Here is a 25,376-nt window from a genome sequence, read left to right as displayed (position 1 = left end):
CATGCCGGCCAGCCGCCTGACCCTGCCCGCCCCCGCCAAGCTGAACCTGATGCTGCACATCATCGGTCGCCGCGCCGACGGTTATCACGAGCTGCAGACGCTGTTCCAGTTTCTCGATTACGGCGACGAACTGAGTTTCGCCGTGCGCGACGACGGCGTGATCCGCCTGCACACCGAATTCGACGATGTGCCCCACGACAGCAACCTGATCGTGCGCGCGGCGAAAAAACTCCAGGAACAATCCGGCTGCGCCCTCGGCATGGACATCTGGATCGACAAGATCCTGCCCATGGGCGGAGGCATCGGTGGCGGCAGCTCGAATGCCGCGACCACCCTGCTCGCCCTGAACCACCTCTGGCAACTGGCCTGGGATGAAGATCGCCTGGCCACCCTGGGCCTGACCCTGGGTGCCGACGTCCCGGTTTTCGTCCGCGGCCACGCGGCTTTTGCCGAAGGCGTGGGGGAAAAACTCACCCCGGTGGACCCCGAAGAACCGTGGTACGTCGTGCTTGTTCCGCAAGTATCTGTAAGTACAGCAGAAATTTTTTCCGATCCGCTGTTGACACGTGACTCCGCGCCCATTAAAGTGCGCCCCGTTCCCAAGGGAAACAGTCGAAATGACTGCTTGCCGGTTGTCGCAAGACGTTATCCAGAAGTACGTAACGCCTTGAATTTGCTAGGTAAATTTACCGAAGCAAAATTAACCGGAACTGGAAGTTGTGTGTTTGGGGCCTTCCCAAGCAAAGCTGAAGCTGATAAAGTCTCGGCCCTTCTTACAGAGACCCACACAGGGTTTGTGGCAAAGGGAAGCAACATCTCGATGTTGCATCGCAAGTTGCAAAGTCTGCTCTAGGAATTCGGGTACTGGGTACTCGTTGCAACAGATACAGGGGCGTCGCCAAGCGGTAAGGCAGCAGGTTTTGATCCTGCCATGCGTTGGTTCGAATCCAGCCGCCCCTGCCATTTTCTAATACTCATCCAGGTTACCCTCAGCCTCTAGGTACTGCGCGTGTCCAAGATGATGGTCTTTACGGGGAACGCTAACCCCGATCTGGCTCGACGTGTCGTACGTCAGCTGCATATCCCTCTCGGTGACATCTCTGTCGGCAAGTTTTCCGACGGCGAGATTACCGCTGAGATCAATGAAAACGTCCGCGGTAAAGACGTCTTCATTATTCAGCCGACCTGCGCTCCGACCAACGATAACCTGATGGAACTCGTCGTGATGGCTGATGCCTTCCGCCGTTCCTCAGCGACTCGAATCACTGCGGTGATCCCTTACTTTGGTTACGCCCGTCAGGATCGCCGTCCGCGTTCCGCACGCGTGGCTATCAGCGCGAAAGTCGTGGCTGACATGCTCACCGTGGTAGGCATCGACCGTGTTCTCACGGTTGACCTGCACGCTGACCAGATCCAGGGTTTCTTCGATATTCCGGTAGATAACATCTACGGCTCCCCCGTCCTGGTGGATGACATCGAAGACCAACGCTTCGAAAACCTGATGATCGTGTCTCCGGACATTGGTGGCGTCGTGCGTGCACGGGCTGTCGCCAAGTCGCTGGGCGTGGATCTGGGCATCATCGACAAACGTCGTGAGAAGGCCAACCACTCCGAAGTGATGCACATCATCGGTGACGTCGAAGGCCGCACCTGCATTCTCGTCGATGACATGGTCGACACCGCCGGCACCCTGTGCCACGCGGCGAAAGCCCTCAAGGAACATGGCGCTGCCAAGGTCTTTGCCTACTGCACACACCCTGTGCTGTCGGGTCGGGCGATCGAGAACATTGAAAATTCCGTGCTGGACGAGCTGGTGGTGACCAACACCATCCCGCTGTCCGCCGCCGCACAAGCCTGTGCGCGTATCCGCCAACTGGATATCGCACCGGTAGTCGCCGAAGCGGTTCGCCGCATCAGCAACGAAGAATCGATCAGCGCGATGTTCCGCTAAGGGCCCTGCCCGGCAGACACCTCGTTGACGTAAAGCGCCCCGCCCCAACACTCATGTTGGGGCGGGGCTTTTTTGCCCATGCCGCTTTGACGTCGGTCGCAGGCGTCACCCGGACATGGCTATTTTGGAGATACAAAATGACTGATTTCATCCTGAACGCCGAAGCGCGTACCGACCTGGGGAAAGGTGCGAGCCGCCGCCTGCGTCGTCTCGCCAGCCAGGTTCCTGCCGTTGTCTACGGTGGCGACAAGGCTCCTGAGTCCATCATGATGCTGGCTAAAGAAGTTGCCAAGCTGTTCGAAGACGAGGCTGCTTTCAGCCACGTCATCCAACTGAACATCGGCGGCGTCAAGCAAGACGTGATCGTTAAAGCGATGCAGCGTCACCCGGCCAAGCAGTTCATCATGCACGCCGACTTCGTTCGCGTTGTCGCTGGCAAGAAACTGACCGCTGTTGTTCCTGTGCACTTCATCAACGAAGCTGCTCCAGTGAAGAAAGGCGGCGAGATCTCCCACGTTGTCAACGAGATCGAAGTTTCCTGCGAAGCCAAGGACCTGCCTGAGTTCATCGAAGTCGACCTGGCTGACGCCGAAGTCGGTTCGATCATTCACCTGTCCGACCTCAAGGCTCCTAAAGGCGTTGAGTTTGTTGCTCTGGCACACGGTGACGACAAGGCTGTTGCCAACGTTCACGCTCCACGTGTTGCTCCAGAAGCAGAAGGCGCTGCAGAGTAATTTCACTCTGACGCCGGAGTGACTGGAAACATCGCGGACTGGAACGTAGCGAGAAAGCGGGCGAGAATGCGAAGTTTACGTCATGGTAAATGAGCGTTTTTCGTCCACTTTTTTCGCCATCCCCAAGCATTGCGGCGATGTTATCCACCACTCCACAGAAGGGCCCCTGTCGTGACTGCCATCAAACTGATCGTTGGCCTGGGAAATCCAGGCACCGAATACGAACAGACCCGGCATAACGCGGGGGCCCTTTTTGTTGAACGCGTAGCCTCGGCACAAGGCATCAATCTCGTCGCCGACCGCAAATATTTCGGCCTGACCGGGCGCTTCAGTCACCAGGGTCAGGATGTTCGCCTGCTGATTCCCACCACCTACATGAACCGTAGCGGCCAGGCCGTCTCGGCATTGGCTGGATTCTTCCGCATCACGCCCGAAGAAATCCTGGTGGCACATGACGAACTCGACCTGCCACCCGGCGTCGCCAAGCTCAAGCAAGGCGGCGGCCATGGCGGTCACAACGGTCTGCGGGACATCATCGCGCAGCTCGGCAACCAGAATACCTTTCACCGCCTGCGACTCGGCATTGGCCACCCAGGCGTTGCAAGTATGGTTTCAAACTTCGTCCTGGGTCGTGCGCCACGCGCCGAACAGGAAAAACTCGATGCCAGCATCGACTTTGCCCTCGGCGTGCTGCCGGATATCCTCGCCGGTGAATGGAACCGCGCGATGAAAAACCTGCACACCCAGAAGGCCTGACTCTAACTCCTAGGGGAAACACCATGGGATTCAACTGCGGCATCGTCGGCCTTCCCAACGTCGGCAAATCCACCCTGTTCAACGCCCTGACCAAATCCGGCATCGCGGCGGAGAACTTCCCCTTCTGCACCATCGAGCCGAACAGCGGCATCGTGCCGATGCCCGATCCACGCCTGCAAGCCCTGGCCGAGATCGTCAATCCCAAGCGCATCCTGCCGACCACCATGGAATTCGTCGACATCGCGGGCCTGGTGGCCGGTGCGTCGAAAGGCGAAGGCCTGGGCAACAAGTTCCTGGCCAATATCCGTGAAACCGATGCCATCGCCCACGTGGTCCGCTGCTTCGAAGACGAGAACGTGATTCACGTCTCCAACAGCGTCGACCCGAAACGCGACATCGAGATCATCGACCTGGAACTGATCTTCGCCGACCTCGACAGCTGCGAGAAGCAACTGCAGAAAGTCGCGCGCAACGCCAAGGGCGGCGACAAGGACGCGGTGGTGCAGAAGGGCCTGCTGGAACAACTGATTGCCCACTTCACCGAAGGCAAGCCGGCGCGCAGCCTGATGAAGAACATGAGCACCGACGAAAAGGCGGTGATCAAGGGCTTCCACCTGCTGACCACCAAGCCGGTGATGTACATCGCCAACGTGGCTGAAGACGGCTTCGAGAACAACCCGCACCTGGATGTGGTCAAGGCCATCGCCGAGGAAGAAGGCGCGGTCGTGGTCCCGGTGTGCAACAAGATCGAAGCGGAAATCGCCGAACTCGACGACGGTGAAGAGAAAGACATGTTCCTCGAGGCCCTGGGCCTTGAAGAACCTGGCCTGAACCGCGTGATCCGTGCCGGTTACGAAATGCTTCACCTGCAGACCTATTTCACCGCCGGTGTCGAAGAAGTCCGGGCCTGGACCGTCAAGGTCGGCGCCACTGCCCCACAGGCAGCCGGCGTGATCCACACCGACTTCGAAAAAGGCTTTATCCGCGCCGAAGTGATCGCCTACAACGACTTCATCCAGTACAAGGGTGAAGCCGGGACCAAGGAAGCCGGCAAATGGCGCCTGGAAGGCAAGGACTACATCGTCAAGGACGGTGACGTGATGCACTTCCGCTTCAACGTGTAAGCGTTGCCGGAAACAAAAAAGCCGCGTTGATTCGCGGCTTTTTCATGGGTGCGTGGTATCGACCCGTCAGTCGCGACTAGAACAGATAGCCCATGTAGATCGCGGCGGCGCCACCGGCCTGCACACCCGCGTTCATGCCCGCCATGACCACCGCGCCCCGGGCCGACTGCAATAACTGCCGGTTGACCGTGGCAGAGGCAATGACCGAGGTCGCCGGATTGGAGCTGACTGCCGCCGCCAACGCCAGCAGCTTGGGATCAAGGCCGAACAACAGGGCCGTGGCTGAACCGCCGACCACCAGTCCCAGGCCCACTTCGGTATACAGGCAAGGTCCGGTGATGTCGTCGCTGGTCAGGTCACGACTGACCAGAGCGTCGCTGACAAACACCTTGCCGGTACTGGGAAAGGCCTCCGCCGCACCGACACCGCCCACGCTCTTGCCCTTGACCTGGATATTGATCTTGCCGAAACGCGGCAGCCGCGCGCCAAATCCGACACCCACCCCGACGCCGCCGTAGCGGTAGCTGACGTTCTCGCCCTGGGGCGAACGCAAGATGATCGAACCGCCACTGCCCGCCAGCAAAGCCACACTCAAACCGCCTCCGCTGGCAGTCTGATACTGCCAGTGACTTTCATTGACCGGGATAGGGATGTTGTAGCTCATACGTTCATAGTCCTTTGAGTGAATGAACCGCACCGCGACCGATGCCCCTTGCCAGACCGGCAATGAAGAACACCAGACCGATAAGCCCCAGTACGCCGGGAGTGGCCCACAGTGCGGCCAGATCATCGACGATGGCGCTGACGGCCGGATGCTCGGGCAGGTAATGGACCCGTACCGGCTGATCCTTCTGATAACCGAAGATAAAGCCGCCCTGGGGGTAGGAAATCTGTTCACCGCTGCGGGTGGTGAAGGCAATCTCGGGATGCGAACCGCCGGCATTCAAGTGGCTGACGACGCCATCGGCGGTCTGCGCGCGAGCGAGGAATTCGCGTCGATCAAGCGTGAGGTTGACGGCAATGCCCAACAGGCCGATGCCAATCAGGGTAAAAAGCAGCCCCTGGAGTATCTTCCCGAGGCGTGACGGGGTCTGGTTAGCCATGGCCTGTCTCGATATTCGTCCATGAAAGAGGGCGATCAGGATAGCAAGAAACCTCCGGCAAGTGCTGTGTGCGGCGCAGTGGATGAAACAGACCTGGTTGATTTCCTACAGTGAGTGATTCCCCCCCGCGACAACCGACAACCACTCTTCCTACGACCTGAAACGCCCCACCAACCCGCTCAGTTCATCCGAAAGGTGCGAAAGCCGGCCCGAGTCTTCCTGCGCGGAGTTGGCCAGGCTTTCCACCAGTTGCGCCTCATCGTAGATCTGCCGGATATGCCGATTGATCTCTTCGGCCACGCTGTGCTGCTCTTCCGCCGCCGCCGAGATCTGCAGGTTCTGGTCCCTGATTTCATTGACCGACAACTGGATGCCTTCAAAGCTGTCCCGTGCACTCTCGATCGAGGACACACTGGCCCGCGACAGGTCCAGGCAGCTTTCCATCTTCTGCGACACTTCCTGGGTCTTGCTGCCGAGGGCGTTGAGCAACTGGTCGATTTCCCCGGTGGAGTCGGACGTGCGCTTGGCCAGGGCCCTCACCTCATCCGCGACCACGGCAAAACCGCGCCCCTGGTCACCCGCCCTGGCCGCTTCGATCGCCGCGTTCAGCGCCAGCAGGTTGGTCTGCTCGGCGATAGCACGGATGGTGCCGAGGATCTGGTTGATGTTGCGACTGCCCGCCTCCAGTTCGACCATGGCCTGGGAAGACTCGGTCAAGCGACGCCCCAGGCGACCCACGTTCTGGGTGGTCAGCTCGATCTGCTGCTTGCCTTCGGCCACCCGGTGGTGCCCGCTCTCGGCGGAGTCGGCAGCCGCGCTACAGGAACGCGCGACCTCGTTGGCGGTCGCGACCATTTCGTTGAAGGCCGTGGACACCAGTTCCACCGCTTCACGCTGGCGACCGGCCGCCTGGTTCATGTTGCTGGCCACCTCGCTGTTGACCCGCGAGGCGTCCTGCAGATTGGTGGATGCCGCGCCAATCCGCTGGATCAGTTGGCGTATCGCCGCGAGAAACTTGTTGAACCAGCCTGCCAGCTCAGCGGTTTCATCCCTGCCCTGCACCTCGAGATCACGGCGCAGATCGCCCTCGCCCTCGGCGATCGATTGCAAGCCGGTGCTGACCTGGCCGATCGGCTTGACGATGAGCCTGGCGAACGCTGCGGCAAGCAGCGCGAAGAGCAGCACCAGCACGACCACGATCACCCCTGTCACGTAAGTCATGTGCGTGGCCGCGCCCATGACTTCGTCGTACCTGATCAGACCGACATAGCGCCAGCCCAGGCCGGGCGAGCTCCAGATATTGGCCATGTAACGGACCCCGTCGATTTGCACTTCGGTGGAGCCTTGCGGCGTAGCGGCCAGTTTGGCGTAGGGCTCGCCCAGGTCCTTGAGCGGCTTGAAGCTGTGGCCGACGTCACGCGGATCGACCAGCACGGTGCCATCCTCGATCAGCATCACGTAGCCGCTTTCACCGAGCTTGATGCTCTTGACCAGCTCGGTGAGGTTTTTCAGCGAAACACTGACGACGAAGACCCCCTTGGCCTTGCCCGTGTCATCCAGCATTGCCCTGGCACTGCCGACCAGCGCCACAGCGTCCTTGTCATAGTAATAGGCGGGAGTTCGTACCGCCTTGCCGGGGCTGGCCATGGCGGCCTTGTACCAGGGACGCGTACGCGGATCGTAGCTCGACAGTTGCGGGTCATCCGGCCATTTCGCGTAGCTGCCGTCTTCCAGGCCGATGGAGAGGATGGCCGCGGCCGGGTGGGTCGCGCCATAACGGGCGAATCTATCGATGACCTGGCGGGCCTCTGCCGGCAACGGCTTACTGGCCGCATCGGCAGCCTCGTAGTGCTTGAGACTGCTCACCGATGTGTATACAGAATCTGTCGCCATTTGATCGACATTTTGCTGAGTGCCGTCGAAAAACTGTCGAATGTTGCCGTCGATCTGGCGTATTTCGCGGGTACTGCCATCGATGAACTGATCGACCGCCTGAGCTCGTATATTCAGCACCGATATCACTGCCACAAGGCTTACAGGGATGAAGGCGACCAGGACAAAGGCCAGGACAAGCTTGTTTTTTATTTTCATTGTAGCGATCGCCATTCGAAGAAATGAGCTGCGAATGGCCAGACTACACGGACAAATAGCGATTTGCCACCACGCCAGGATCGATTTGGCAAGAGGCATGTTCGCCATATTTTTGTATACAAAAATATCAGCTAGCGTTCGGCCTCACGCTAGCCGCTACCGCTTTGCCGAGCGGCTTCCCGCATCAGCTCGAATCAGCGGGCTACCGCGCTGATCTGAGCCGGGAGGGATCGAACCCGCTCCTGAAGTCTCAGGCCTTCTTCGTCTTCGGTAGCAACACCGCCAACACCCCGAACAACGGCAGGAACGAGCACATCGTGTACACGTACTCGATACCGTGGATATCCGCCAGGTGCCCCAGCAGCGCCGCGCCGATACCGCCGAAACCGAACATCAGGCCGAAGAACACCCCGGCGATCATGCCGACATTGCCCGGTACCAGTTCCTGGGCAAACACCACGATGGCCGAGAAGGCCGACGCCAGGATGAAGCCGATCACCACGCTGAGCACCGTGGTCCAGAACAGGTCCACATAGGGCAACATCAGGGTGAATGGCGCCACACCGAGGATCGAGAACCAGATCACCGCCTTGCGCCCGATCTTGTCGCCGATCGGTCCACCGGCAAAGGTCCCCGCCGCCACCGCGCCGAGAAACAGGAACAGGTGCAGCTGCGAACTGGCCACCGACAGCTGGAATTTCTCGATCAGGTAGAAGGTGAAGTAGCTGGTGAAACTGGCCATGTAGAAGTACTTGGAGAACACCAGCAGGCCGAGCACCACCAACGCCCCCAGCACGCGATTCCTCGACAGCCCGTGGGTGGCCTTCTGGCCCTGTTTGAGCTTGAACAGGTTCAGGTGCGCGCGATACCAGCGGCTGATGCCGTAGAGCACGCCCAGGGCGAACAAGGCGAACAGCCCGAACCAGGCGACATGACCCTGGCCGAACGGAATGATGATTGCCGCCGCCAGCAGCGGACCAAAGGCCGAGCCGGCGTTACCGCCCACCTGGAAGCTCGACTGCGCCAGGCCGTAACGGCCACCCGAGGCCAGCCGCGCCACGCGCGAGGCTTCCGGGTGGAACGTCGAAGAACCCACGCCGATCAGGGCAGAGGCCAGCAGGATCAGCGGGAAACTGCCGACCTGGGACAACATCAGGATGCCGATCAGGGTGCAGATCATGCCTGCCGGTAACAGCAGCGGTTTCGGATGGCGGTCGGTGTAGAAACCCACCCATGGCTGCAACAGCGACGCGGTGACCTGGAAGGTCAGGGTAATCAGCCCGACCTGGGTAAAGGTCAGCCCGTAGTTGGCCTTGAGCATCGGGTAGATCGACGGCAGGACCGACTGGATCAGATCGTTGATCAGGTGCGCCAGCGCTACCGCGCCGATGATGCGCATCACCAGGGGGCTGGATTGCGGTGTCGTCGATGCGACGGTCGCGCCAGCGGACGTTTCAGTGAGAGCCATGAGGGAATTCCGTCACACGGATGGGTGCATGATTGCAGGTGCGTCAATGTGCCATTTTTTAGTGCGGCAATACCAGATGCTTGATGAGCTAACGATCCATCCAAGTGCAAAGAAATGCCTGATAGCTCTTTGCTACTGGTCTGAATCTTGCCTACCTTAGCTCCTACAGCGCGGCCCCTTACAAAGGGGCCCGAGAATGGGAAGTTTCGCTACAGCGGCCGGCCAACAACGCCCTCACTGGCGACTCTTCCGAGGTCTTTAACGACGGCATCCATCATGACCAACCCGTCATGACCGCACTCAAACAGTGCTGGATGCCTTGAGGAGTGGTCAGGCATGCACGCTTTTTTATCACCAGGGATGCGACTGTTGGGGCGATTCGGTTTCGCCCGTAAATTTCAGGTGCTGTTCCTGCTGTTCATCGTGCCGCTGATGGGTAGCCTGTACATGATCGGCCAGGATTACCGCAGCAAACTGGCGCTGATCTCCGAGGAACGTGCCGGTGTCCGCCAATTGCTGGCCCTGGACTCCCTCGACAGCCTGCTGGCCGCCCAACGCGACCGCGCCGCGCGCTGGCGCGCCACGGAAACCAACCGCCAACCGACACCCGCCACCCTCGCCGCCATGGCCGTGCTCGACAAGGCCCAGCCCGAGGTCAAGCAGGCTATCGAGCAACTGGGCCAGGCCCTGCAAAACGAAGGCGCCAACGGCGAGACCATGAAGCGTTACCAGGTCCTGCAAGCCACACTCGAAGGCCTCGACTCGGGCAGCCTGAGCAAGGTCGGCTGGTGGCCGGACGGCTATGACCGCTTCACCTCTGCCCTCAGTGCCCTGCAAGGCCTGCGGGAACAGATCGCCATGGACAGCCGGCTGATCCTCGCGCCCTGGATGGAAACCTACCTGCTGACGCAGATTTCCACCCAGCACGCTCCCGACCTGATCGAACGTGTCGGCCGTCTCGCCAGCGTCGGCCAGGCCTCGGTGGTGTCGGGCCAGTTCAGCCTGCAGAGCCGCCTGCAACTCAAGGACCTGCGCAGCCGCATCGGTGATGCCCGCGACCAGTTGACCAAGACTGGCGCGCAACTGGAAACCCGCCTGCCGGCGGAACTGCAGAACTGGGCCGGACGTTACCGGGAAAGCCTGAATCACCTGGACGAGGGCCTCAAGGCGCTGGACGACGGCATGTTCGGCGGCAGCATCACCCTCAAGCCTGAAGGTTTCGAGAAAACCCTCGACACCTTGCTCGATCAGTTGGCCGGCTTGCGCCAGGACTCCCTGACCACCCTCGACAGCCGCCTGGACTACTACCACGCCCAGGCCATCCGCCAGTTCACCCTGGTCGCGGTGATCTTCGGCTGCCTGCTGCTGGCGGCGCTGTACCTGTTCATCTGCCTGCAGGCCTCGATCCGGCGCAGCGCCAGCGGCATCACCCTGCTGGCCGAATCCCTGCGTGACGGCAACCTGTGCCTGCAAGTACCGGTGGAAGGCCGCGACGAACTGGCGGCCATCAGCACCGCGCTGAACGTCGCCGTGGTGCAACTGCGCACCAGCCTGCAGGGCGTGGACCACGAGACCCTGCAATTGAGCGACGCTGTACGCACGCTCAACAACCATTCCAGCGGCGCCCTCAACGAGGTCGAGGCGCAGCAGCAACAGATCAGCCAGATCGCCGCGGCGGCCACGCAACTGGCAGCCACGTCCCTGGGTGTCGCGCAGAGCTGCGAACAGGCCTCCGGCAGTGCCCAGAACACCCAGCGCATTGCCTCGGACAGCAGCCGCGACAGCCAGCGCACCACCGCCAGCATCCAGCAGCTCAACCAGCGCCTGAACGAAACCGCTGCCGCGCTGGGCCGGGTCAGCGAGCAGGGCCAGCAGATTCAATCGGTGGTCGACACCATTCGGGGGGTCGCCGAACAGACCAACCTGCTCGCCCTCAACGCCGCCATCGAAGCGGCACGGGCCGGTGAACAGGGCCGCGGCTTTGCCGTGGTGGCGGACGAAGTACGCAGCCTGTCGCAGCGCACCCAGAGTTCCACCGCGCAGATCGCCAGCACCGTCGACAGCCTGCGCGCCACCGTCAGCCAGGCGGTGGCACTGATGGAAGCGGCCTGCGGCCAGGCGGAAACCGACGCGCAATCGGTGACCGGGCTGGGCGAGCGCCTGGTGGAAATCGCCAGCGCGGTGCAGAGCGTGACCGATACCCTGGCTCAGATCGCCACGGCGGTGGATGAACAGGCGAGCACTGCGGACGAGGTCAGCGGCAATATCCAGCAGGTCGACCAGGCGGCGGTCCGGCTGCTCGAAGGGGCTCGCGCGGTGAACCGTGCGGCGGACACCCTGAGCGAAGGCAGCAGGGCCCTGAGCGACAATACCGGGCGATTCCGCCTGAGTTGAAACGGCCAAGGCCCGCGGATTCCGCCGTCGGGCCTTAAGCTTTTGATAGCGTAGAGAAAATTTTCAGATATTTGCTTGACACAACATCGTTCCAAGCGAATAATGCGCGCCACTTGGCTACATAGCTCAGTTGGTTAGAGCATAGCATTCATAATGCTGGGGTCCGGGGTTCAAGTCCCTGTGTAGCCACCAAGTACTAAAAACGGCTTACCGCAAGGTAGGCCGTTTTTTTATGTCTCGAGAAAAGTGCCGAGGCGGCCAGCAACAAAAGCTTTCGTTTTCGCCCGTGAATGGCAGCGGCCAGCAAGACGATAGCCATTGACGAATCGCCGGGCAGGCATGGGACAAGGCCGGTGTCTGATGACGATCAGTTCAGCCTGAAATGCAGACCTTGTGGGAGCTGGCTTGCCGGCGATGAGGCCCTTGGGTCTTGTCGCGCCCGTCCAGACGCCTTCGCTGGCCAGCCAGCTCCCACAGGGATGGGGTGTTTTCCGGCCAGGCCGATCGGTATCGGAACCACTGCCCTCTGCTCAGGACTGCACTGTCGAAGGCAGATCGTTCAGAACACCCTCCATATGCGCGATAAATGCCCGCGCCTTGGCACTGGCCATTCTTCCCGTCGGTGTCACCGCCCATAACTCTCGGGGCGGCAGTTGCCAGTCGTTCAGCACCGCCTTGATCTCGCCCGTGGCCAACTCCGGCATGAACATCCATTCGGCGGTCATCGCCAGGCCGTGATGGGCGAGGACACCGGCGCGTATGCCTTCCGAGGAACTGACCCGCAGGCGCCCGTGGGCGAGGATGGGTTGTTGTCGCCCGCCCTGGGTGAAGGTCCATTGCGTGCTTTCCCCCAGGCTATAGATCACGGCCTGGTGGCGCAGGATGTCCAAGGGTGTTTTCGGCTCGCCGAAACGCTCGAAATAAACAGGAGTGCCGAACACCCGGCTGGGGCTTTGGCCGATCCGGCGGGCGGTGAGAGCGGAGCCGCCCAGTTTGCCGTTGCCGATGCGCAGGGCCACGTCGATGCCGGCCTCCATCAGGTTGAGAATGCGGTCGTCGAGTACGACGTCGACATTCAGGCCCGGGTGTCGCTCAAGAAAAGGGCCGAGATGGGGAATGATGTACATCCGGGCAAAGGTCACGCCGGCGCTGACGCGCAGGTTGCCCGACAGGCCCGCGCCGGCACCGCGGGCGGCATCCTCGGCTTCGTTGGCATGGTCGATGGCGTGCCTAGCCTGTTCGTAGAATGCCAGGCCCGCCTCGGTGGGGGTCAGGCCCCGGGTGGAGCGCAATACCAGGCGCACGTTCAGGTGAGCCTCCAGTTGCGCGACACTTTTCGATACCGCGGGCTGACCGATGCCCAGGCGTCTGGCAGCCGCCGAGAACGAGCCGGTTTCCACGACGTGGACGAAGGTTTCCATGGCGGTGAGACGGTCCATCGGGAGTCCTTTGGGTTTGCCGGGCGAACGGCCTCAAGGGGCCTGGCTATCGAGTGTAATCCCGGCGGTCTGCCTGGGCACACTCAAGAACCGCAACAATGCCACCAGCGGCAGTACGCTGCCCACCAGCATCACCCCCAGCCAGCCGCCGCGTTCGTACACGCTGCTGGCGATCGCCGAACCAAAGGCGCCGCCGACGAAAATGCTGGTCATGTACAACGCGTTCAACCGGCCGCGACTGTTGGCATCGAGGGCGTAGATCGCCCGTTGGCCGAGGACCATGTTCATCTGCACGCAGAAATCCAGGACCACACCGCTCACCGCCAGGCCGATCACGCTGTACAACGGGTGTACCAGGGCCGGAAGGAAACTCAGCGCGGCAAAAATCATCGCCAGCAGCGAAGCCCTGTGCGTGTGGCCCGCATCCGCCAGCCGTCCGGCGATGGGAGCGGCCACCGCGCCGATGGCGCCGACCAGGGCAAAAATCGCGATCTGGGTCTGGCTCAGGCCATGGTTGCGGATCAGCTCCAGCGGCACGGCGGTCCAGAACAGACTGAAGGTGGCAAACATGCAGCCGTGATAGAACGCGCGCTGGCGCAGCACCGGCTGCCGACGCAGCAGCGTGCCCAGGGAACACAGCAACTGGCCATAGCTGGCCGAGTGATCCGGCTGGCGCCTGGCGATGGTCAGCCACAGCACCAGGCTGATAACCATCATCAGCGCCGCGGCCACCATGAACATCGCGCGCCAGCCGAAGTGGTCGGCCACCACGCTGGACACCGGCCGCGCCAGCAGGATGCCCAGCAGCAGGCCGCTCATGATGCTGCCGAGCACACGACCGCGGGACTCGGCAGGCGCCAGGTGCGCCGCCAGCGGGATCAGGATCTGCACGGCAACCGAACTGAAACCGATCAGCAACGACACCAGCAGGAACAGGTTTGGCTGCTCGGTGAATGCCGCCCCCAGCAGGCTGACGATGGCCACCAGGTTGGTGACGATCATCAGGCGGCGGTTTTCCAGCAGGTCGCCCAGCGGCACCAGGAAGAACAGACCCAGGGCGTAGCCGATCTGGGTCAGGGACACGATCAGGCTGGCCAGGGCCGCAGTCAAGCCGACGTCCGGGGCGATCAGGTCGATGATCGGTTGCGTGTAGTAGATGTTGGCGACGATGGCGCCGCAGCAGAACGCGAACAGCATCACCCTGCCCCGGGTCATGCCTGTTGCTTGTGGAATGGCGCTCATGGCTTTCTCACAAAAGCGAAGAAGGGGACGAGCGAGAGTAATGACAAGCCAGGCGTGGGAGTAGAGAGCTGGCGGTGATATCACCCATGCCGAACATGCATGGCTGAGTGCCTCCGGCAGCCAGGTCGACCAGCCGTGCTCACGACGCCTTGCGCAGAAACGCCCTCACCGCGGCGAGCACTTCCGCCGACAGAGGCGCCTCGCCGGCGGCCCGGGCCATGGTCATCGCTCCGACCATCAGCGCGTACTCCACCAACGCGGTTTGCCGGCCGGCGGCTTCGCTTTCGGCGGAGCCATCCCCCTCGACCGCAGTGGCGTAAGTCGAGATCAGCGCCTCCAGCCCGCGCAGAAAGGTCTGGTGAACCGCGGACCGCGAATCTTCATGGGCCATCTCCGCGGAAAACGCGACCACCGGACAAGTGTCCTGATGCTGCTCGAGCTTGCTGTCCGCCAGGTAATGGTCGATCAGGCTCTGCCGGGCCTGGTGCTTTTGCGGGTGCGCGGCCATCTTCTCGCGCCAGCCATTGACCGACTGCTCGAATGCCTGGGCACAGGCCTCATTGGCCAAGGCCTCCTTCGAAGCGAAGTGACCATAGAAGCCGCCATGGGTCAGCCCTGATTCATGCATCACTTCAGACAGGCTGACACTCTGGAAACCACGCTCGCGGAACAACCGCGTCGCCGTCTGCGTGATCTTGATCCGGTTGAGCTCGGACTGGGCACGGGAAACTCTGGGCATGGCGACCTCTCTGAAATCAATGTCCACCTTCATGATTCAGGAAAGAGAGAGGCCGCCGCGACCTCTCCCCTCTCGACTCACTTTTCGGCAGGCGTGGGTGCATTCGCGCAAATAAAGCCTTGTGCCTTCATCGCCTGCCAGAACTGCGGCGCGATCACGGCTTCGATGGACCGCGCATCCTCGGCAATCCGCGAAGGGCGGCTGGCCCCGGGAATGACCGCGGCCACCAACGGGTTGGCCAATACGAACTGCAACGCCGCCGCCTTGATGTCGACGTCGTACTGTCGGGCGAGCTCATGGATGCGCCGGACCTTCTCCAGCATCTCGGCAGACGCCGGCTGATACTCGAAGTGCGTACCGCCCACCAGCACGCCCGAACTGTAGGGGCCGCCGCTGATGAACTCGGCGCCTTTGGCGCTGGCCTTGGCAAACAGCCGCTGCAGAGGCTGTTCGTGATCGAGCAGGGTATAACGACCGGCCAGCAGGAAACCGTCCGGACGGAACTCGTCGAGATCCAGGGTCAGTTCACAGGGTTCGACACGGTTCACACCCAGTCCCCAGGCCTTGATGACGCCTTGTTCCTTGAGGCTGGCGAGTACGCGGAATGCCCCCGTGCGGGCAATATTGAAGTGCTCGATCCATTGGTCGCCATGGGCGTCCTGCGCGACATCGTGGACAAACACGATATCCAGGCGATCAGTGCCGAGCCGTTGCAGGCTGCCCTCGATCGAACGCAGGGTCGCATCCGCGGAATAGTCCGTGAGCATCTTGTTGGGATTGCCCAGGCTGAACGGCCCCGAACGGGACGCGTCATGGACTTCGTCGGAGATCGGCCGCCCCACCTTTGTGCTCAGGGTGTACTCGTCGCGTGCGTAGTGGGCCAGGGCACTGCCGAGGCGGCTTTCGGACAGGCCGGCGCCGTACAGCGGCGCGGTGTCGAAAAAGCGGATGCCATGGCTCCAGGCGGCTTCGACGGTGGCAGCGGCCTCCTCCTCGCTGATCGCGCGAAACATGTTGCCCAGCGGCGCGGTGCCAAAGCCCAACTGGCCGATGATCTTGTCTTTGAGACTCATGAAAAACTCCGGCTTCACATGGATGGTCAGGATCTGCTGATCAGGTATTCGCCTCGAACAATACATGATGAAAAACATCTATTCAATAAATGTTAATTAACATCTATTATGCAGAAACCGGGTCCGGGGTTTCGCAAGACGCTTGATGAGCAAAACCCCGGCCTGGTTTCCGGGTGCGCGCCCTTGAATGCCGGGCGCTCCCTTACCTACGCGAAAAGGATCGAACCATGCCGTTAGTCAGAATCGATGTTGCTGCCGACACCCCCCTGAGACCGTTGCGGCCATCAGCGATGTGGTCTACCAGGCCATGCTGCAGACCGCCAATGTCCCCGAGCACGACAAATTCCAGATCATCAATCGCCATGCCGGCGATGAACTGGTCTATCCCGCGGCCGGCTATCTCGGCGTGACCTACACGCCGAACATCGTCTTTATCCAGGTGACCTGGAATGCCGGCCGCACGATCGAGGTCAAGAAGGCCTTTTACAAGGCGATCGCCGAGGGCATTCACGCCAGGACCGGACTGCGCAAGGAGGACGTGTGGATCAGCCTGGTCGACGTGAAACGCGAGGACTGGTCGTTTGGCAACGGCGAGATGCAATACGCGCCGACGGAATAAGCTGACGCGCCCGCCACGGGCGCGTGCTTCTCTCAGTGGCTGTGCCGGTGGTGGATATCCGGGAAATGCGCATGGCTGTGGCGGATCGGCGCATGTTCATGGGTATGACTGTGGGGCTCCCCGGCCTCCCACGCAAAGTCATGGGTGTGCTGGTGGTGCTCGTCATGCACATGACGATGGCTGTGCTGGAGCGGATCGTGCTGATGCTCGTGGACATGGTTCTCCATCAGGTGGATCCAGACGCCCAAGGCCATCAGCAGAGCCGCAATCCAGAACAGCAGCGACACCGACTCGCCCAACAGCACGATGGCGATCAGCGCCCCCAGAAACGGCACCGTGGAAAAGTACGCCCCGGTGCGGGCACTGCCGAGCCCGCGCAATGCCAGCACAAACAGCACCAGACTGACACCATAGCCGAGAAAGCCCAGCAACAGGGTCGGCACCAGTACCGGCAACGCCGGCAACTGCGCCCCGATGGCCAGGGCCAGGGCACAGTTGACGCCGCCCGCCGCCAGGCCCTTGAGCCCGGCGATAAACAGCGCATCCGAGGCCGAGACTTTACGGGTCAGGTTATTGTCGATGGCCCAGCACAGGCAGGCGAACGCCACAGCCAGCGGTCCCGTCCAGTCCTGGACGGTCGCGGCCTGCTGCGGCCATGACAGGACCAGGCTACCCGAGACAATGGCGATCATGCCGATCACGATCCGCCGGTCCGCGTTCTCCCTGAACACGACCCAGGCCAGCACGGCAGTGAGCACCGACTCCAGGTTGAGCATCAGGGAAGCGGTCGCCCCGCGGGTATGGCCCAGGCCGAACATCAATGCCACCGGCCCCAGCACGCCGCCAAAGGCAATGGCGCTGATCAACCATGGCCACTCCCCGCGGGTCAGCCCGCTCTTCTGCCAGCCGCGATCCCGGACAACACGGACAACGGCCAGGCCGAGGCCGCTGCCGAGGTACAAGAGTCCCGCCAGCAGGACGGGGGACATGCCCACTCCCAGCCACTTGGCGAGCGGAGTACTGGCGCCGAACAGGGCGGCAGCGGCCAATGCGTAGAGCATGCTCGGTTTCATCGGAAAGGACCTTTGTCGTAATGGGGATAATCATGGCGCCGGCGGCACCTGATCAATCGAATCGTCGCACCGTTCAGCGACTGTTCTTCAATCCGCGCCGTGCCTCGTGGCGCTCCAGCGCCAGCTCGATCAATCGGCTGACCAGCTCGCTGTAGCTCATTCCCGCCGCCTGCCACAACTTGGGGTACATGCTGATGCGGGTGAACCCCGGCAGCGAGTTGACCTCGTTGATCAGCACTTCGCCGCTGTCGGTCAGGAACACGTCGACACGCGCCAGCCCGGAACAGCCGAGCACCTGGAACGCCTCGATCGCCCGCGCGCGGATCCGCTCGCTGGCCTCCTCGCTGATCGCCGCCGGCACCACCACTTCGGCGGCCTGGGCGTCGATGTATTTGCTGTCATAGGAATAGAAACCGCTGCGTACGACGATCTCGCCGCAGCCGCTGGCCACCGGCTGATCGTTACCCAGGATCGCGCACTCGATTTCCCGGCCGCTGACCGCCGACTCGACCAGGACCTTCTCATCGAAACCCAGGGCCAGTGCCAGCGCCTCCTGGTATTCGCTGGCGGTCTCGACCTTGCTCACACCCACCGAGGAACCCTGGTTCGCCGGCTTGACGAACATCGGCAGGCCCAGCGTCGCCTGCGCCTTCTCGAAATCCAGCCGCGCGGCCGTGACCCGGTTCACCGTGATAAACGGGGTCACCGCCAGGCCGGCATCGCGCAGCAGGCGCTTGCTGACATCCTTGTCCATGCACACCGCAGAACCGAGTACGTCGGAGCCGACAAAGGGCAGGTCCGCCATGCGCAACAGGCCTTGCAGGCAGCCGTCTTCACCGAGGGTGCCGTGGACAATCGGGAAGATCACATCGACCTGTTCCAGCAGGGCCTGGCTGCCGGTCTCGACCAGTTGTCCGCCGGCCTTGCCCGGCACCACCGCCAGTTCCCGATTGGATTGGTTGAGGGCAATCAGCGCCGGGTTCTGCGCGTTGAGCAGGTAGTTGGAGCTGTCGTTGAGATGCCAGCCGCCCTGCTTGTCGATACCGATCAGGATCGGTTCGAAGCGCTCGCGATCCAGCGCGTCGACCACATTTTTTGCCGATTGCAGCGACACCTCATGCTCCGCGCCCAGCCCACCGAAAATAATCCCGACTCGCAACTTGCCCATCATCCGGCCTCGTGTCCAAAGTGTGTTTCCGGGAGCCATCTCCCTCTGTGCGCAGCCTATGCGCAAGGCACCGATTGCGCATCCCCAAAATCATCAATCCGGGTATGCTGCTGGCGATTCGAGCGATGGATGGAGCAGCCATAGTGAGTGAATACGCCAGCAACCTCAGTCAGATCGCCGGTATCCGCCACGCTTTCCTGACCCTGGGCAACGACGGCCTGCCCGCCGAGGTGTTCACCTGCAAGCAGATTCACAGCGCGACGCTGATCGAGGCGCCGGACAATCTGCCGGCCGGATCGCTGCAAGGCGATGCGGTATACACCGACGGCGAACGACCGATCGCGGTGATCACCGCCGATTGCCTGCCGTTGCTGGTGGCCGCCACGGACGGTTCGCTGGTGGCGGCGCTCCATGGCGGCTGGAAAGGCCTGCAGGGTGGCATCATCGGCAATGCCATCGCGCGCTTCGAGGCGCTGGAGATTCCCCGGCAGACGCTGCGCATCGCCATCGGCCCGTCGATCAAGCCGTGCTGTTATGAAGTCAGCGAGCAGTTCGTGAATGAGTTGCAGGCGGCCCAGGGGCATCTCTGGCAAACCGCTGTCGCCCCCTGGACGCGCGAGCAGCCGACACCGCTTTCATCGCCCGCCATCGCACCTCCCGCGGCGAGACAATCGGGCAGCTACTGGTTCGACCTGCAGGCCTATGCACTGCTGCTCCTACGCGCAGCAGGCATCACGGACGCACAGGTCGAAGTCAGTCCGGTCTGTACCTATTGCTCGTCACCGGCGTTTGGCAGCTACCGCCGCCGAACCCACGAGGCGGACGAGAAAAAGGCCTTCCAGTACTCCTGGATCCAACGGATCTGAGCCTGCCCGCAGCCCCCCGATTCATGTGCCCTGGAATCAGTAGCCATCATTCCAGTGGACATTCACCGTCTGCGTACCCTTGCCGTCGACCACGATACTTTGCCGGTTCTCGTGCCCTTCACGGCTGCTGACAATCTGGTATTTGCCCGCCGGCAGCTTGACGTAGACCATCGGCCCGACCTGAATCAGGCTCAACACCGGCTCACCGCCGGCCTTGTTGATGGTGATGTTCACATCGGGCAGGTACTCGTCCTTGGGCCCGGTGGAGGAAACGATATGCAGGTTGTAGCCGCGGGTCTGGATCAACGCCTGGGACTCGTCCAGGCCAATCCCCCCCGTCAGGTACTCCACGCCATTTTGCTGTTGCGGCGCCAGTTGCACCGCCTCCATGTTGATCGGTTCGTTGACGACGGGCGCAGCCAGCACCCTCGCAATGGTCACGGCCAACAGGATACCGGCCAGCACCGTGAGCCGGCAGTAACGAACAGAGATCATGACAGACACTCCCCGGCCCTTTTAGAGCCCGAGTCTCACCCTTGGACAAGGGCAAACCGGCGCCTGGAGGAATACCGCCTGCTTTTGCCGCGGCCGCCTACGCAGCCCTGCCGGCGGGCCAAGGGTGCGAGTGCGCCACCAACGGGATGCAGCTGCGTGAGTGCTACGTCTTGAGTTTAGTTTCTGTCATGAAAAAAACGCCCGATGCAGGACATCGGGCGTTTTTTCCGCAGAACTGGAAATGTTTTCGTTTAGCCGGCCAGTAGCGCACTCAGGTCCAGGTGACCGTCCTTCAATGGCGGGCACCAGTAGTAACCGCCGGTGATCGGCCGGCTGAAGCGATAGAGGGCATCGGCGATGCCGTCATCCAGCCCGCTCATGCGCCGCAGTTGGGCCTCGAAGGCATCGAAGCTGCAACCGAACGCCAGGAACATCAGGCCGGCGCCCTGCTCGTTCGACCAGGGCATGGAACGGCGCACGACAAACGCCTCCGGGGCGAAGCTTTCCTGGGCCGTGCGCTTGACGTGGGCCGATTCCGGCGCGTCGTCCAGCTCTTCGTTATCGCTCTTGCGGCGCCCCATGATGTTGTCCTGCTCATGGGACGGCATGGCGGCAAAACCGTCCAGGTCGTGCTGCCACTGCTGGATCGCGGCAAAACTGCCACCGTGCAGGCCGGCGACATCACCCGCGGCGATACCCGCCTCGACGGCAGCCTGGTCTACCGGGTTCTCGGTGCCGTCTTCGTAGCCGGTCAGGTCATGGCCGGTCTTGTAGCGGAAGGCTTCGGTCATCTGCACCAGCCTCAACGCCGGCGCCAGGGCGGCTTCCAGTTCGCGACTGCGGTGCAGCAACTCGCCACGGTCGTCACCATGCAACCAGCACCACAGCGAGTGCTGGGTCGACGGGTTATCCACACCCGCGCCACTGATGGCCGGGAATACCCGCAGGCCTTCCACCCGGGCACCCAGCGCCTGCACCAGCGACTCGCCGAAGCCGACCACGGCGTTTTTCCCATCCACCAGCCGGGAAAGATTGTCGAGTGCTGCCGGCAATGCTTCGGCCGATTCCAGGGCGAAAAACAGGTGGCGTGCCTGCAAGGGCACAGGCTTGGCGAGGATGCCGGGCTGGTAGTGACTCATGGGAACTCCTTTGTGAAAGGCGGGAGTTTACCTGTGTTGCGACGCGAGTGCTGCAGGGAGCCAGTGATAGGGTGATGATCCCTCCTACAAAAAACCGAGAAATACGCCAGCTTTTGCGAGAAAACGCCCGCTTCATAAAACATAGGCAAATCACCTATGTTTTTCATCATGAAATCCGTATTCTTCGAAACATCACAGTTCACTGCCACGGTGAGTCATTACCTTACCGATGACGAATATCGACAACTCCAACTCGAGATGCAGGCCAATCCTCATGCAGGAGATGTCATGCCTCGCACAGGAGGTTTTCGCAAAATACGCTGGCCCGATGTTCGAAGAGGCAAGGGCAAGCGTGGTGGCTTGCGGATCATCTATTACTGGCTGCTGGAGTGTGGCCAGTTCTGGATGTTCGCTATCTATGACAAAGGCGAGCTGGAAAACCTGACACCACACCAGGAAAACATGCTGAAAACGGCGATTGATGCCGAATTGAAGCGACGAGGTAAAACATGAAAAAGCGCGATCTGTTTGCCGAACTGATGCAAGGCGTCACAGAAATGGCCGAACATCGCGAAGGTAAAATCACCCTTCGTCACTGTGAGCTGGAAGAGCTACCGCCCCCAGTCGTCACAGCGCAGGAAATTGTCGCTTTGCGAGAAAAGCTGCACATGTCACAACCGGTTTTTGCCCACCGGATTCGAACCAGTCCCGATACGCTCAAGAACTGGGAGCAAGCCAAATCCCGGCCCAACGCTCAGGCAGCGCTGCTGATCAAACTCGTGGAGCGCTTTCCCGACATGATTGAGCGTCTGAGAGCCGTGTGATTTGATGCACTGCCGGGACCCGGCCTGAATGGCAGGCCCCCGATCTCCAGCGCCCTCAATTATCAGGAAGAGAACGATGCCGCAGTCCAGAAACGAACAGTTCGCCCATATTGCCCAGCAGCTTGGCTACAACTTCGATGGTGAAATGAAGATCGGCGGCAATTACGTACCGGCGGTGCAGAACGATCTCGAAATCTATGTCAGCGGGCAGATCCCGCGTGTCGACAATACCGTGATGGTGACCGGTCGCGTCGGCGCCGAAACCACCCTGGAACAGGCCCGGCACGGGGCGCAGATCAGCACCATGCGCGCGCTGGCGATTCTGCGGCAGATGCTCGAAGGCGACCTGGGACGGATCAAGAAGGTGTTGCGCATCAACGTGTATGTGCAAAGCGCTTCGGACTTCACGCAACAGAGCGAAGTCGCCGATGGCGCCTCGGAAGTGCTCTACACGGTGTTCGGCGAGGCCGGGGTGCACACCCGTACATCGGTGGGTGTGTTCCAGCTACCGAAGAATGCTTCGGTCGAAGTCGACGTGGTGGTGGCGCTCAAACCGTAGGAGCCGGCTTGCTGGCGATGGCCGCGACGCGCAGTCTGATCAACCCGCGTCGCCTGGATCACCGGCAAACCCGCACCGGTGCGCAAAAGTCGCGTCAGGTGCTCAACTGGTTGGCGAACTGCCCGACCGCACTGACCACGCGCTGCGCACCGTCCTGGATCTCGACAATCACCGTCCCCGCCTCAGCGGCCAGCGCCAAGCCTTCCTCGGCCTGGGTCTTGCCGCTGCTCATCAGCGACACCGCATCGCGCGCCATGTCCTGGTTCTGGCGTACCACCAGGACGATCTCATCGGTCGCCTGGCTGGTGCGCGAAGCCAGTTGCCGGACCTCGTCGGCCACCACCGCGAAACCGCGCCCCTGCTCACCGGCACGTGCCGCTTCGATGGCCGCGTTCAACGCCAGCAGGTTGGTCTGTTCGGCAATGCCGCTGATGGTCTTGACGATGGTGCCAATCACCTGGGACTGGGCATTGAGCGCCTCGATCCCGTCACCGGCATGCTGCATGTGCTGGGCCAGGTCGCGCATCACTTCGACCGCCTGGGTCACCACGGTGGTACCGCGCTGGGCACTGGCATCGGTTTGCAGCGAGGTGCTGTAGGCGATGTTCGCCGCCTCGGCCACGGCCTGCTCCTGATTCACCTGCTCGGTGATCACGGTGGCGAACTTCACCACCTTGTAGAGGCGCTCGTTGGCATCGAGGACAGGGTTATAGGAAGCCTCCAGCCAGACCACACGACCATGGCTGTCCACACGCTTGAAACGCCCGGCGATGAACTCACCGGCGTTCAGGCGCTTCCAGAATGCCTGGTAGTCCGCGCTGCCGGCTTCCGCCGCATCGCAGAAGATACGGTGATGCTTGCCCTTGATCTGCGCCAGGCTATAGCCCATGCCATCGAGGAAACGATCATTGGCGGTCAATACCTCGCCGGCCAGGTTGAACTCGATCACCGCCGTGGAACGCAACAGCGCGCCGATCAGGTTCTCATGCTCGCGGGAACTCTCGATGGTCCGGGTCAGGTCGTTGGAGTAGATCGAAAAATGCTTGATGCGACCGTCGGAGCTGCGCACCGGCTGCACGATCGAACGCAGCCAGGCTTCCTGGCCGTTGCCCCGCAGCAGGCGTACCGCGCCGCTGAAGTGCTCGCCACGGGTCAGGGCGTTCTTGAAGCGCTGGTGAAAATCCGAGTTCTTCAGGTAGGCAGGGACGAATTCGTCGATATGACGACCCACCAGGGCGCTGCTCTGGTAGAGCATTTCCTGGATGAAATTCTGGTTGACTGACTCGATACGGCCATCGGGGTCCAGATTGAGCACCAGCATCTCCAGTTCAAGGCTTTCCTTGACTTGCTGGAGGCTGGACAGTTCCTCGCGAAGAGCCGACAGCTCCTGCTTCAAGCGTTTGTTGAACATGGTGGGCACCGATGGGCAAAAGGGAAATGCGGCGATCTGCCATTGGCATCGGCTACCGATATATTTTCTGAAGGACATTTCCGAGTTATTTGTTACAGCCAACCGTCTGGCTGTTCGACGGAATTTTTCCGCTGCCCGGGGATCACCTCTACAACAACAGGGAGGAGTTTCAGATCCATGAGTACGGCAAAACTTTTCGTTATCGACTACACCCTTCACGGCAGTCCCAAGTCCTTCATCATTCGCTCCGAGCACATGGATAATGCCGAAGCCTGGCATTGGGCAAGCTGCGATGCCGGCGTCGGCCGCATCGGCAAGTTCGGTCGCGAACGGGTGAAAAAGACCAGCAAGCCCATGGCCGAGAAATTCGGTATCGAGGCGGTGAGCTGGCGCCAGGCCTGAAAGAGCGGGGCTAGCTCAAGGTGTCCAGCTCCATCAGGGTGAAATGACCGCTGCCCCAGCCTGCCGTATCGATGTGATAGACATTGCCCAATACAGTGGGCTGGGGCAGCGGCGTATGCCCGACCATCACCGCCCGCACCTCGCGAATGCCACTGGTGTCATGGTTTTTCAGGCGCATACGTGACCACTGGCAGACCTCTTCGACAGCGATCCGCACCTGGGAATGGCCCAGCAGATAGTCACGCAAGGCACTCCAGGTGGCGAAAGGACTGTCGGCATGCACCAGCCCCACCAGGCCGAGTCGGGTCTCGACTTCCAGGGCAATCGGCATTTGCGCAAAGCGCCTGGCGAACAATCGTTGCTTCTGCGCGCTGCTGTCGAGAAACCAGCCGCCACCGCTGGCACGATACATCCCGTAGTCCAGGGGCAGACCCTCGACATGCTGGATCGCCAGGGCTTCGTGATTGCCCTGCACCGCCGCGAACCAGGAACGCTCCAGCCACCCCAGGGCCTCTTCGCTCTGGGGGCCACGGTCGACCAGGTCTCCGACGCTGAACAGCCGGTCACACTCCGGATCGAACCCGAGCCGATCCAGCGCTGCCTGCAAGCGGCTGAAATGACCATGGATATCGCCGACGGCGAAATCCCGGCCCCGGGTATTGAGGGGGTAGTGAACAAACCGCGCCATGACCCGTTACTCCCGTGT

Annotated in this window: 26 protein-coding genes, 2 tRNA genes and 1 pseudogene; 15 read left to right on the top strand and 14 right to left on the bottom strand. The window is 61.6% G+C overall.

Annotated elements, in window-relative coordinates; all coding sequences use genetic code 11:
• Position 1 precedes the first annotated feature (1 nt).
• The 6 genes from ispE (at position 2) to ychF (ending at position 4,565) form a co-directional block, all read left to right on the top strand.
• Entirely contained in the window at positions 2–853 is an 852-nt protein-coding gene (ispE, locus tag KI243_RS04910; RefSeq protein WP_017129000.1) for a 4-(cytidine 5'-diphospho)-2-C-methyl-D-erythritol kinase, read from the top strand.
• Between the two features lie 35 nt (positions 854–888).
• Positions 889–963, top strand: a tRNA-Gln gene (locus KI243_RS04905).
• A gap of 46 nt (positions 964–1,009) precedes the next feature.
• Positions 1,010–1,951, top strand: a complete 942-nt coding sequence (locus KI243_RS04900) for a ribose-phosphate pyrophosphokinase (RefSeq protein WP_003171603.1) — start codon at positions 1,010–1,012, stop codon at positions 1,949–1,951.
• A 137-nt stretch (positions 1,952–2,088) separates the two neighbouring features.
• Positions 2,089–2,685 carry a 50S ribosomal protein L25/general stress protein Ctc gene (locus KI243_RS04895; RefSeq protein ID WP_017123775.1) on the top strand — a complete coding sequence of 199 codons (597 nt, stop codon included), beginning with the start codon at positions 2,089–2,091 and terminating at the stop codon, positions 2,683–2,685.
• A gap of 171 nt (positions 2,686–2,856) precedes the next feature.
• On the top strand, positions 2,857–3,441 hold the full coding sequence (gene pth / locus KI243_RS04890; RefSeq protein WP_017123776.1) for an aminoacyl-tRNA hydrolase: 585 nt from the start codon (positions 2,857–2,859) through the stop codon (positions 3,439–3,441).
• A 23-nt stretch (positions 3,442–3,464) separates the two neighbouring features.
• On the top strand, positions 3,465–4,565 hold the full coding sequence (ychF, locus tag KI243_RS04885; protein WP_212810569.1) for a redox-regulated ATPase YchF: 1,101 nt from the start codon (positions 3,465–3,467) through the stop codon (positions 4,563–4,565).
• A gap of 76 nt (positions 4,566–4,641) precedes the next feature.
• On the opposite strand, the gene KI243_RS04880 is transcribed toward ychF, so the two are convergent.
• From KI243_RS04880 to KI243_RS04870, 3 genes are all read right to left on the bottom strand, one after another.
• On the bottom strand, positions 4,642–5,229 hold the full coding sequence (locus KI243_RS04880) for a hypothetical protein (protein WP_017123778.1): 588 nt from the start codon (positions 5,227–5,229) through the stop codon (positions 4,642–4,644).
• A gap of 4 nt (positions 5,230–5,233) precedes the next feature.
• Positions 5,234–5,668: a DUF3592 domain-containing protein gene (locus KI243_RS04875; RefSeq protein ID WP_177107351.1), complete on the bottom strand. Its 435-nt coding sequence runs from the start codon at positions 5,666–5,668 to the stop codon at positions 5,234–5,236.
• Between the two features lie 150 nt (positions 5,669–5,818).
• Positions 5,819–7,624 carry a methyl-accepting chemotaxis protein gene (locus tag KI243_RS04870; RefSeq protein WP_244861883.1) on the bottom strand — a complete coding sequence of 602 codons (1,806 nt, stop codon included), beginning with the start codon at positions 7,622–7,624 and terminating at the stop codon, positions 5,819–5,821.
• Between KI243_RS04870 and KI243_RS32825 the strand changes: the two genes are divergently transcribed.
• Positions 7,562–7,786 carry a hypothetical protein gene (locus tag KI243_RS32825; protein ID WP_244861929.1) on the top strand — a complete coding sequence of 75 codons (225 nt, stop codon included), beginning with the start codon at positions 7,562–7,564 and terminating at the stop codon, positions 7,784–7,786. The two genes, KI243_RS04870 and KI243_RS32825, sit on opposite strands and share 63 nt — an antisense overlap.
• A gap of 223 nt (positions 7,787–8,009) precedes the next feature.
• On the opposite strand, the gene KI243_RS04865 is transcribed toward KI243_RS32825, so the two are convergent.
• Entirely contained in the window at positions 8,010–9,227 is a 1,218-nt protein-coding gene (locus KI243_RS04865; protein ID WP_212810567.1) for an MFS transporter, read from the bottom strand.
• Positions 9,228–9,563: 336 nt separating this feature from the next.
• On the opposite strand from KI243_RS04865, the gene KI243_RS04860 reads away from it, so the two are divergent.
• The gene (locus KI243_RS04860; protein WP_042934436.1) at positions 9,564–11,621 is read left to right on the top strand and encodes a methyl-accepting chemotaxis protein; all 2,058 of its coding nucleotides are present in this window, start codon (positions 9,564–9,566) and stop codon (positions 11,619–11,621) included.
• A gap of 115 nt (positions 11,622–11,736) precedes the next feature.
• Positions 11,737–11,813: transfer RNA gene (locus tag KI243_RS04855), tRNA-Met, on the top strand.
• A gap of 338 nt (positions 11,814–12,151) precedes the next feature.
• On the opposite strand, the gene KI243_RS04850 is transcribed toward KI243_RS04855, so the two are convergent.
• From KI243_RS04850 to KI243_RS04835, 4 genes are all read right to left on the bottom strand, one after another.
• Entirely contained in the window at positions 12,152–13,060 is a 909-nt protein-coding gene (locus KI243_RS04850; RefSeq protein WP_212810566.1) for a LysR family transcriptional regulator, read from the bottom strand.
• A gap of 33 nt (positions 13,061–13,093) precedes the next feature.
• Positions 13,094–14,302 carry an MFS transporter gene (locus KI243_RS04845; protein WP_212810565.1) on the bottom strand — a complete coding sequence of 403 codons (1,209 nt, stop codon included), beginning with the start codon at positions 14,300–14,302 and terminating at the stop codon, positions 13,094–13,096.
• A gap of 139 nt (positions 14,303–14,441) precedes the next feature.
• A complete protein-coding gene (locus KI243_RS04840; protein WP_212810564.1) occupies positions 14,442–15,041 on the bottom strand; it encodes a TetR family transcriptional regulator in 600 nt (199 codons plus the stop codon).
• Positions 15,042–15,118: 77 nt separating this feature from the next.
• Positions 15,119–16,114 carry an aldo/keto reductase gene (locus KI243_RS04835; RefSeq protein ID WP_212810563.1) on the bottom strand — a complete coding sequence of 332 codons (996 nt, stop codon included), beginning with the start codon at positions 16,112–16,114 and terminating at the stop codon, positions 15,119–15,121.
• A gap of 227 nt (positions 16,115–16,341) precedes the next feature.
• Between KI243_RS04835 and KI243_RS04830 the strand changes: the two are divergent.
• Positions 16,342–16,733, top strand: a pseudogene (locus KI243_RS04830) (tautomerase family protein).
• A gap of 32 nt (positions 16,734–16,765) precedes the next feature.
• Here the strand turns inward: KI243_RS04830 and KI243_RS04825 are convergent.
• Together KI243_RS04825 and ddlA are read right to left on the bottom strand one after the other, a co-directional pair.
• A complete protein-coding gene (locus KI243_RS04825; protein WP_212810562.1) occupies positions 16,766–17,806 on the bottom strand; it encodes a DMT family transporter in 1,041 nt (346 codons plus the stop codon).
• A gap of 73 nt (positions 17,807–17,879) precedes the next feature.
• Positions 17,880–18,974 (bottom strand): D-alanine--D-alanine ligase, encoded by a 1,095-nt coding sequence (ddlA, locus tag KI243_RS04820; RefSeq protein WP_042934434.1) that lies wholly within the window; start codon positions 18,972–18,974, stop codon positions 17,880–17,882.
• A 143-nt stretch (positions 18,975–19,117) separates the two neighbouring features.
• On the opposite strand from ddlA, the gene KI243_RS04815 reads away from it, so the two are divergent.
• Positions 19,118–19,840, top strand: a complete 723-nt coding sequence (locus tag KI243_RS04815) for a polyphenol oxidase family protein (protein ID WP_017123745.1) — start codon at positions 19,118–19,120, stop codon at positions 19,838–19,840.
• A 36-nt stretch (positions 19,841–19,876) separates the two neighbouring features.
• Here the strand turns inward: KI243_RS04815 and KI243_RS04810 are convergent, their stop codons facing one another.
• Together KI243_RS04810 and KI243_RS04805 are read right to left on the bottom strand one after the other, a co-directional pair.
• Complete coding sequence (locus KI243_RS04810) at positions 19,877–20,335, bottom strand: hypothetical protein (protein WP_017123746.1); 459 nt, start codon at positions 20,333–20,335, stop codon at positions 19,877–19,879.
• Between the two features lie 251 nt (positions 20,336–20,586).
• On the bottom strand, positions 20,587–21,474 hold the full coding sequence (locus tag KI243_RS04805; protein ID WP_017123747.1) for a Dyp-type peroxidase: 888 nt from the start codon (positions 21,472–21,474) through the stop codon (positions 20,587–20,589).
• 168 nt (positions 21,475–21,642) lie between these two features.
• Between KI243_RS04805 and KI243_RS04800 the strand changes: the two genes are divergently transcribed.
• From KI243_RS04800 to KI243_RS04790, 3 genes are all read left to right on the top strand, one after another.
• Positions 21,643–21,987, top strand: a complete 345-nt coding sequence (locus KI243_RS04800) for a toxin (RefSeq protein ID WP_177085445.1) — start codon at positions 21,643–21,645, stop codon at positions 21,985–21,987.
• A complete protein-coding gene (locus KI243_RS04795; RefSeq protein ID WP_017123749.1) occupies positions 21,984–22,298 on the top strand; it encodes a transcriptional regulator in 315 nt (104 codons plus the stop codon). The genes KI243_RS04800 and KI243_RS04795 overlap by 4 nt, the downstream gene beginning before the upstream one ends.
• Before the next feature lie 76 nt (positions 22,299–22,374).
• On the top strand, positions 22,375–22,857 hold the full coding sequence (locus KI243_RS04790; protein ID WP_017123750.1) for a RidA family protein: 483 nt from the start codon (positions 22,375–22,377) through the stop codon (positions 22,855–22,857).
• Positions 22,858–22,951: 94 nt separating this feature from the next.
• On the opposite strand, the gene KI243_RS04785 is transcribed toward KI243_RS04790, so the two are convergent.
• Positions 22,952–24,268, bottom strand: a complete 1,317-nt coding sequence (locus tag KI243_RS04785; protein ID WP_177119242.1) for a PAS domain-containing methyl-accepting chemotaxis protein — start codon at positions 24,266–24,268, stop codon at positions 22,952–22,954.
• A gap of 177 nt (positions 24,269–24,445) precedes the next feature.
• On the opposite strand from KI243_RS04785, the gene KI243_RS04780 reads away from it, so the two are divergent.
• Positions 24,446–24,670 (top strand): DUF6555 family protein, encoded by a 225-nt coding sequence (locus tag KI243_RS04780; RefSeq protein ID WP_017123752.1) that lies wholly within the window; start codon positions 24,446–24,448, stop codon positions 24,668–24,670.
• Between the two features lie 10 nt (positions 24,671–24,680).
• On the opposite strand, the gene KI243_RS04775 is transcribed toward KI243_RS04780, so the two are convergent.
• Complete coding sequence (locus tag KI243_RS04775) at positions 24,681–25,358, bottom strand: metallophosphoesterase (RefSeq protein ID WP_212810561.1); 678 nt, start codon at positions 25,356–25,358, stop codon at positions 24,681–24,683.
• Positions 25,359–25,376 lie beyond the last annotated feature (18 nt).

Origin of the sequence: Pseudomonas sp. Ost2 (assembly GCF_018326065.1) — a bacterium.
GTDB lineage: Bacteria > Pseudomonadota > Gammaproteobacteria > Pseudomonadales > Pseudomonadaceae > Aquipseudomonas > Aquipseudomonas gingeri.
The sequence above is the reverse complement of the archived record's forward strand: the minus strand, read 5'-3'. Positions and strand labels throughout refer to the sequence as shown.

Coding starts and splice junctions, on each gene's coding strand:
- KI243_RS04845 (WP_212810565.1), bottom strand. CDS start 14,302: ATGAGCGCCATTCCACAAGCAACAGGCATGACCCGGGGCAGGGTGATG.
- ychF (WP_212810569.1), top strand. CDS start 3,465: ATGGGATTCAACTGCGGCATCGTCGGCCTTCCCAACGTCGGCAAATCC.
- KI243_RS04825 (WP_212810562.1), bottom strand. CDS start 17,806: ATGAAACCGAGCATGCTCTACGCATTGGCCGCTGCCGCCCTGTTCGGC.
- KI243_RS04875 (WP_177107351.1), bottom strand. CDS start 5,668: ATGGCTAACCAGACCCCGTCACGCCTCGGGAAGATACTCCAGGGGCTG.
- KI243_RS04805 (WP_017123747.1), bottom strand. CDS start 21,474: ATGAGTCACTACCAGCCCGGCATCCTCGCCAAGCCTGTGCCCTTGCAG.
- ddlA (WP_042934434.1), bottom strand. CDS start 18,974: ATGGGCAAGTTGCGAGTCGGGATTATTTTCGGTGGGCTGGGCGCGGAG.
- KI243_RS04865 (WP_212810567.1), bottom strand. CDS start 9,227: ATGGCTCTCACTGAAACGTCCGCTGGCGCGACCGTCGCATCGACGACA.
- KI243_RS04840 (WP_212810564.1), bottom strand. CDS start 15,041: ATGCCCAGAGTTTCCCGTGCCCAGTCCGAGCTCAACCGGATCAAGATC.
- KI243_RS04795 (WP_017123749.1), top strand. CDS start 21,984: ATGAAAAAGCGCGATCTGTTTGCCGAACTGATGCAAGGCGTCACAGAA.
- ispE (WP_017129000.1), top strand. CDS start 2: ATGCCGGCCAGCCGCCTGACCCTGCCCGCCCCCGCCAAGCTGAACCTG.
- KI243_RS04810 (WP_017123746.1), bottom strand. CDS start 20,335: ATGATCTCTGTTCGTTACTGCCGGCTCACGGTGCTGGCCGGTATCCTG.
- KI243_RS04835 (WP_212810563.1), bottom strand. CDS start 16,114: ATGAGTCTCAAAGACAAGATCATCGGCCAGTTGGGCTTTGGCACCGCG.
- KI243_RS04895 (WP_017123775.1), top strand. CDS start 2,089: ATGACTGATTTCATCCTGAACGCCGAAGCGCGTACCGACCTGGGGAAA.
- KI243_RS04880 (WP_017123778.1), bottom strand. CDS start 5,229: ATGAGCTACAACATCCCTATCCCGGTCAATGAAAGTCACTGGCAGTAT.
- KI243_RS04785 (WP_177119242.1), bottom strand. CDS start 24,268: ATGTTCAACAAACGCTTGAAGCAGGAGCTGTCGGCTCTTCGCGAGGAA.
- KI243_RS04775 (WP_212810561.1), bottom strand. CDS start 25,358: ATGGCGCGGTTTGTTCACTACCCCCTCAATACCCGGGGCCGGGATTTC.
- KI243_RS04780 (WP_017123752.1), top strand. CDS start 24,446: ATGAGTACGGCAAAACTTTTCGTTATCGACTACACCCTTCACGGCAGT.
- KI243_RS04790 (WP_017123750.1), top strand. CDS start 22,375: ATGCCGCAGTCCAGAAACGAACAGTTCGCCCATATTGCCCAGCAGCTT.
- KI243_RS04850 (WP_212810566.1), bottom strand. CDS start 13,060: ATGGACCGTCTCACCGCCATGGAAACCTTCGTCCACGTCGTGGAAACC.
- KI243_RS04860 (WP_042934436.1), top strand. CDS start 9,564: ATGCACGCTTTTTTATCACCAGGGATGCGACTGTTGGGGCGATTCGGT.
- KI243_RS04800 (WP_177085445.1), top strand. CDS start 21,643: ATGAAATCCGTATTCTTCGAAACATCACAGTTCACTGCCACGGTGAGT.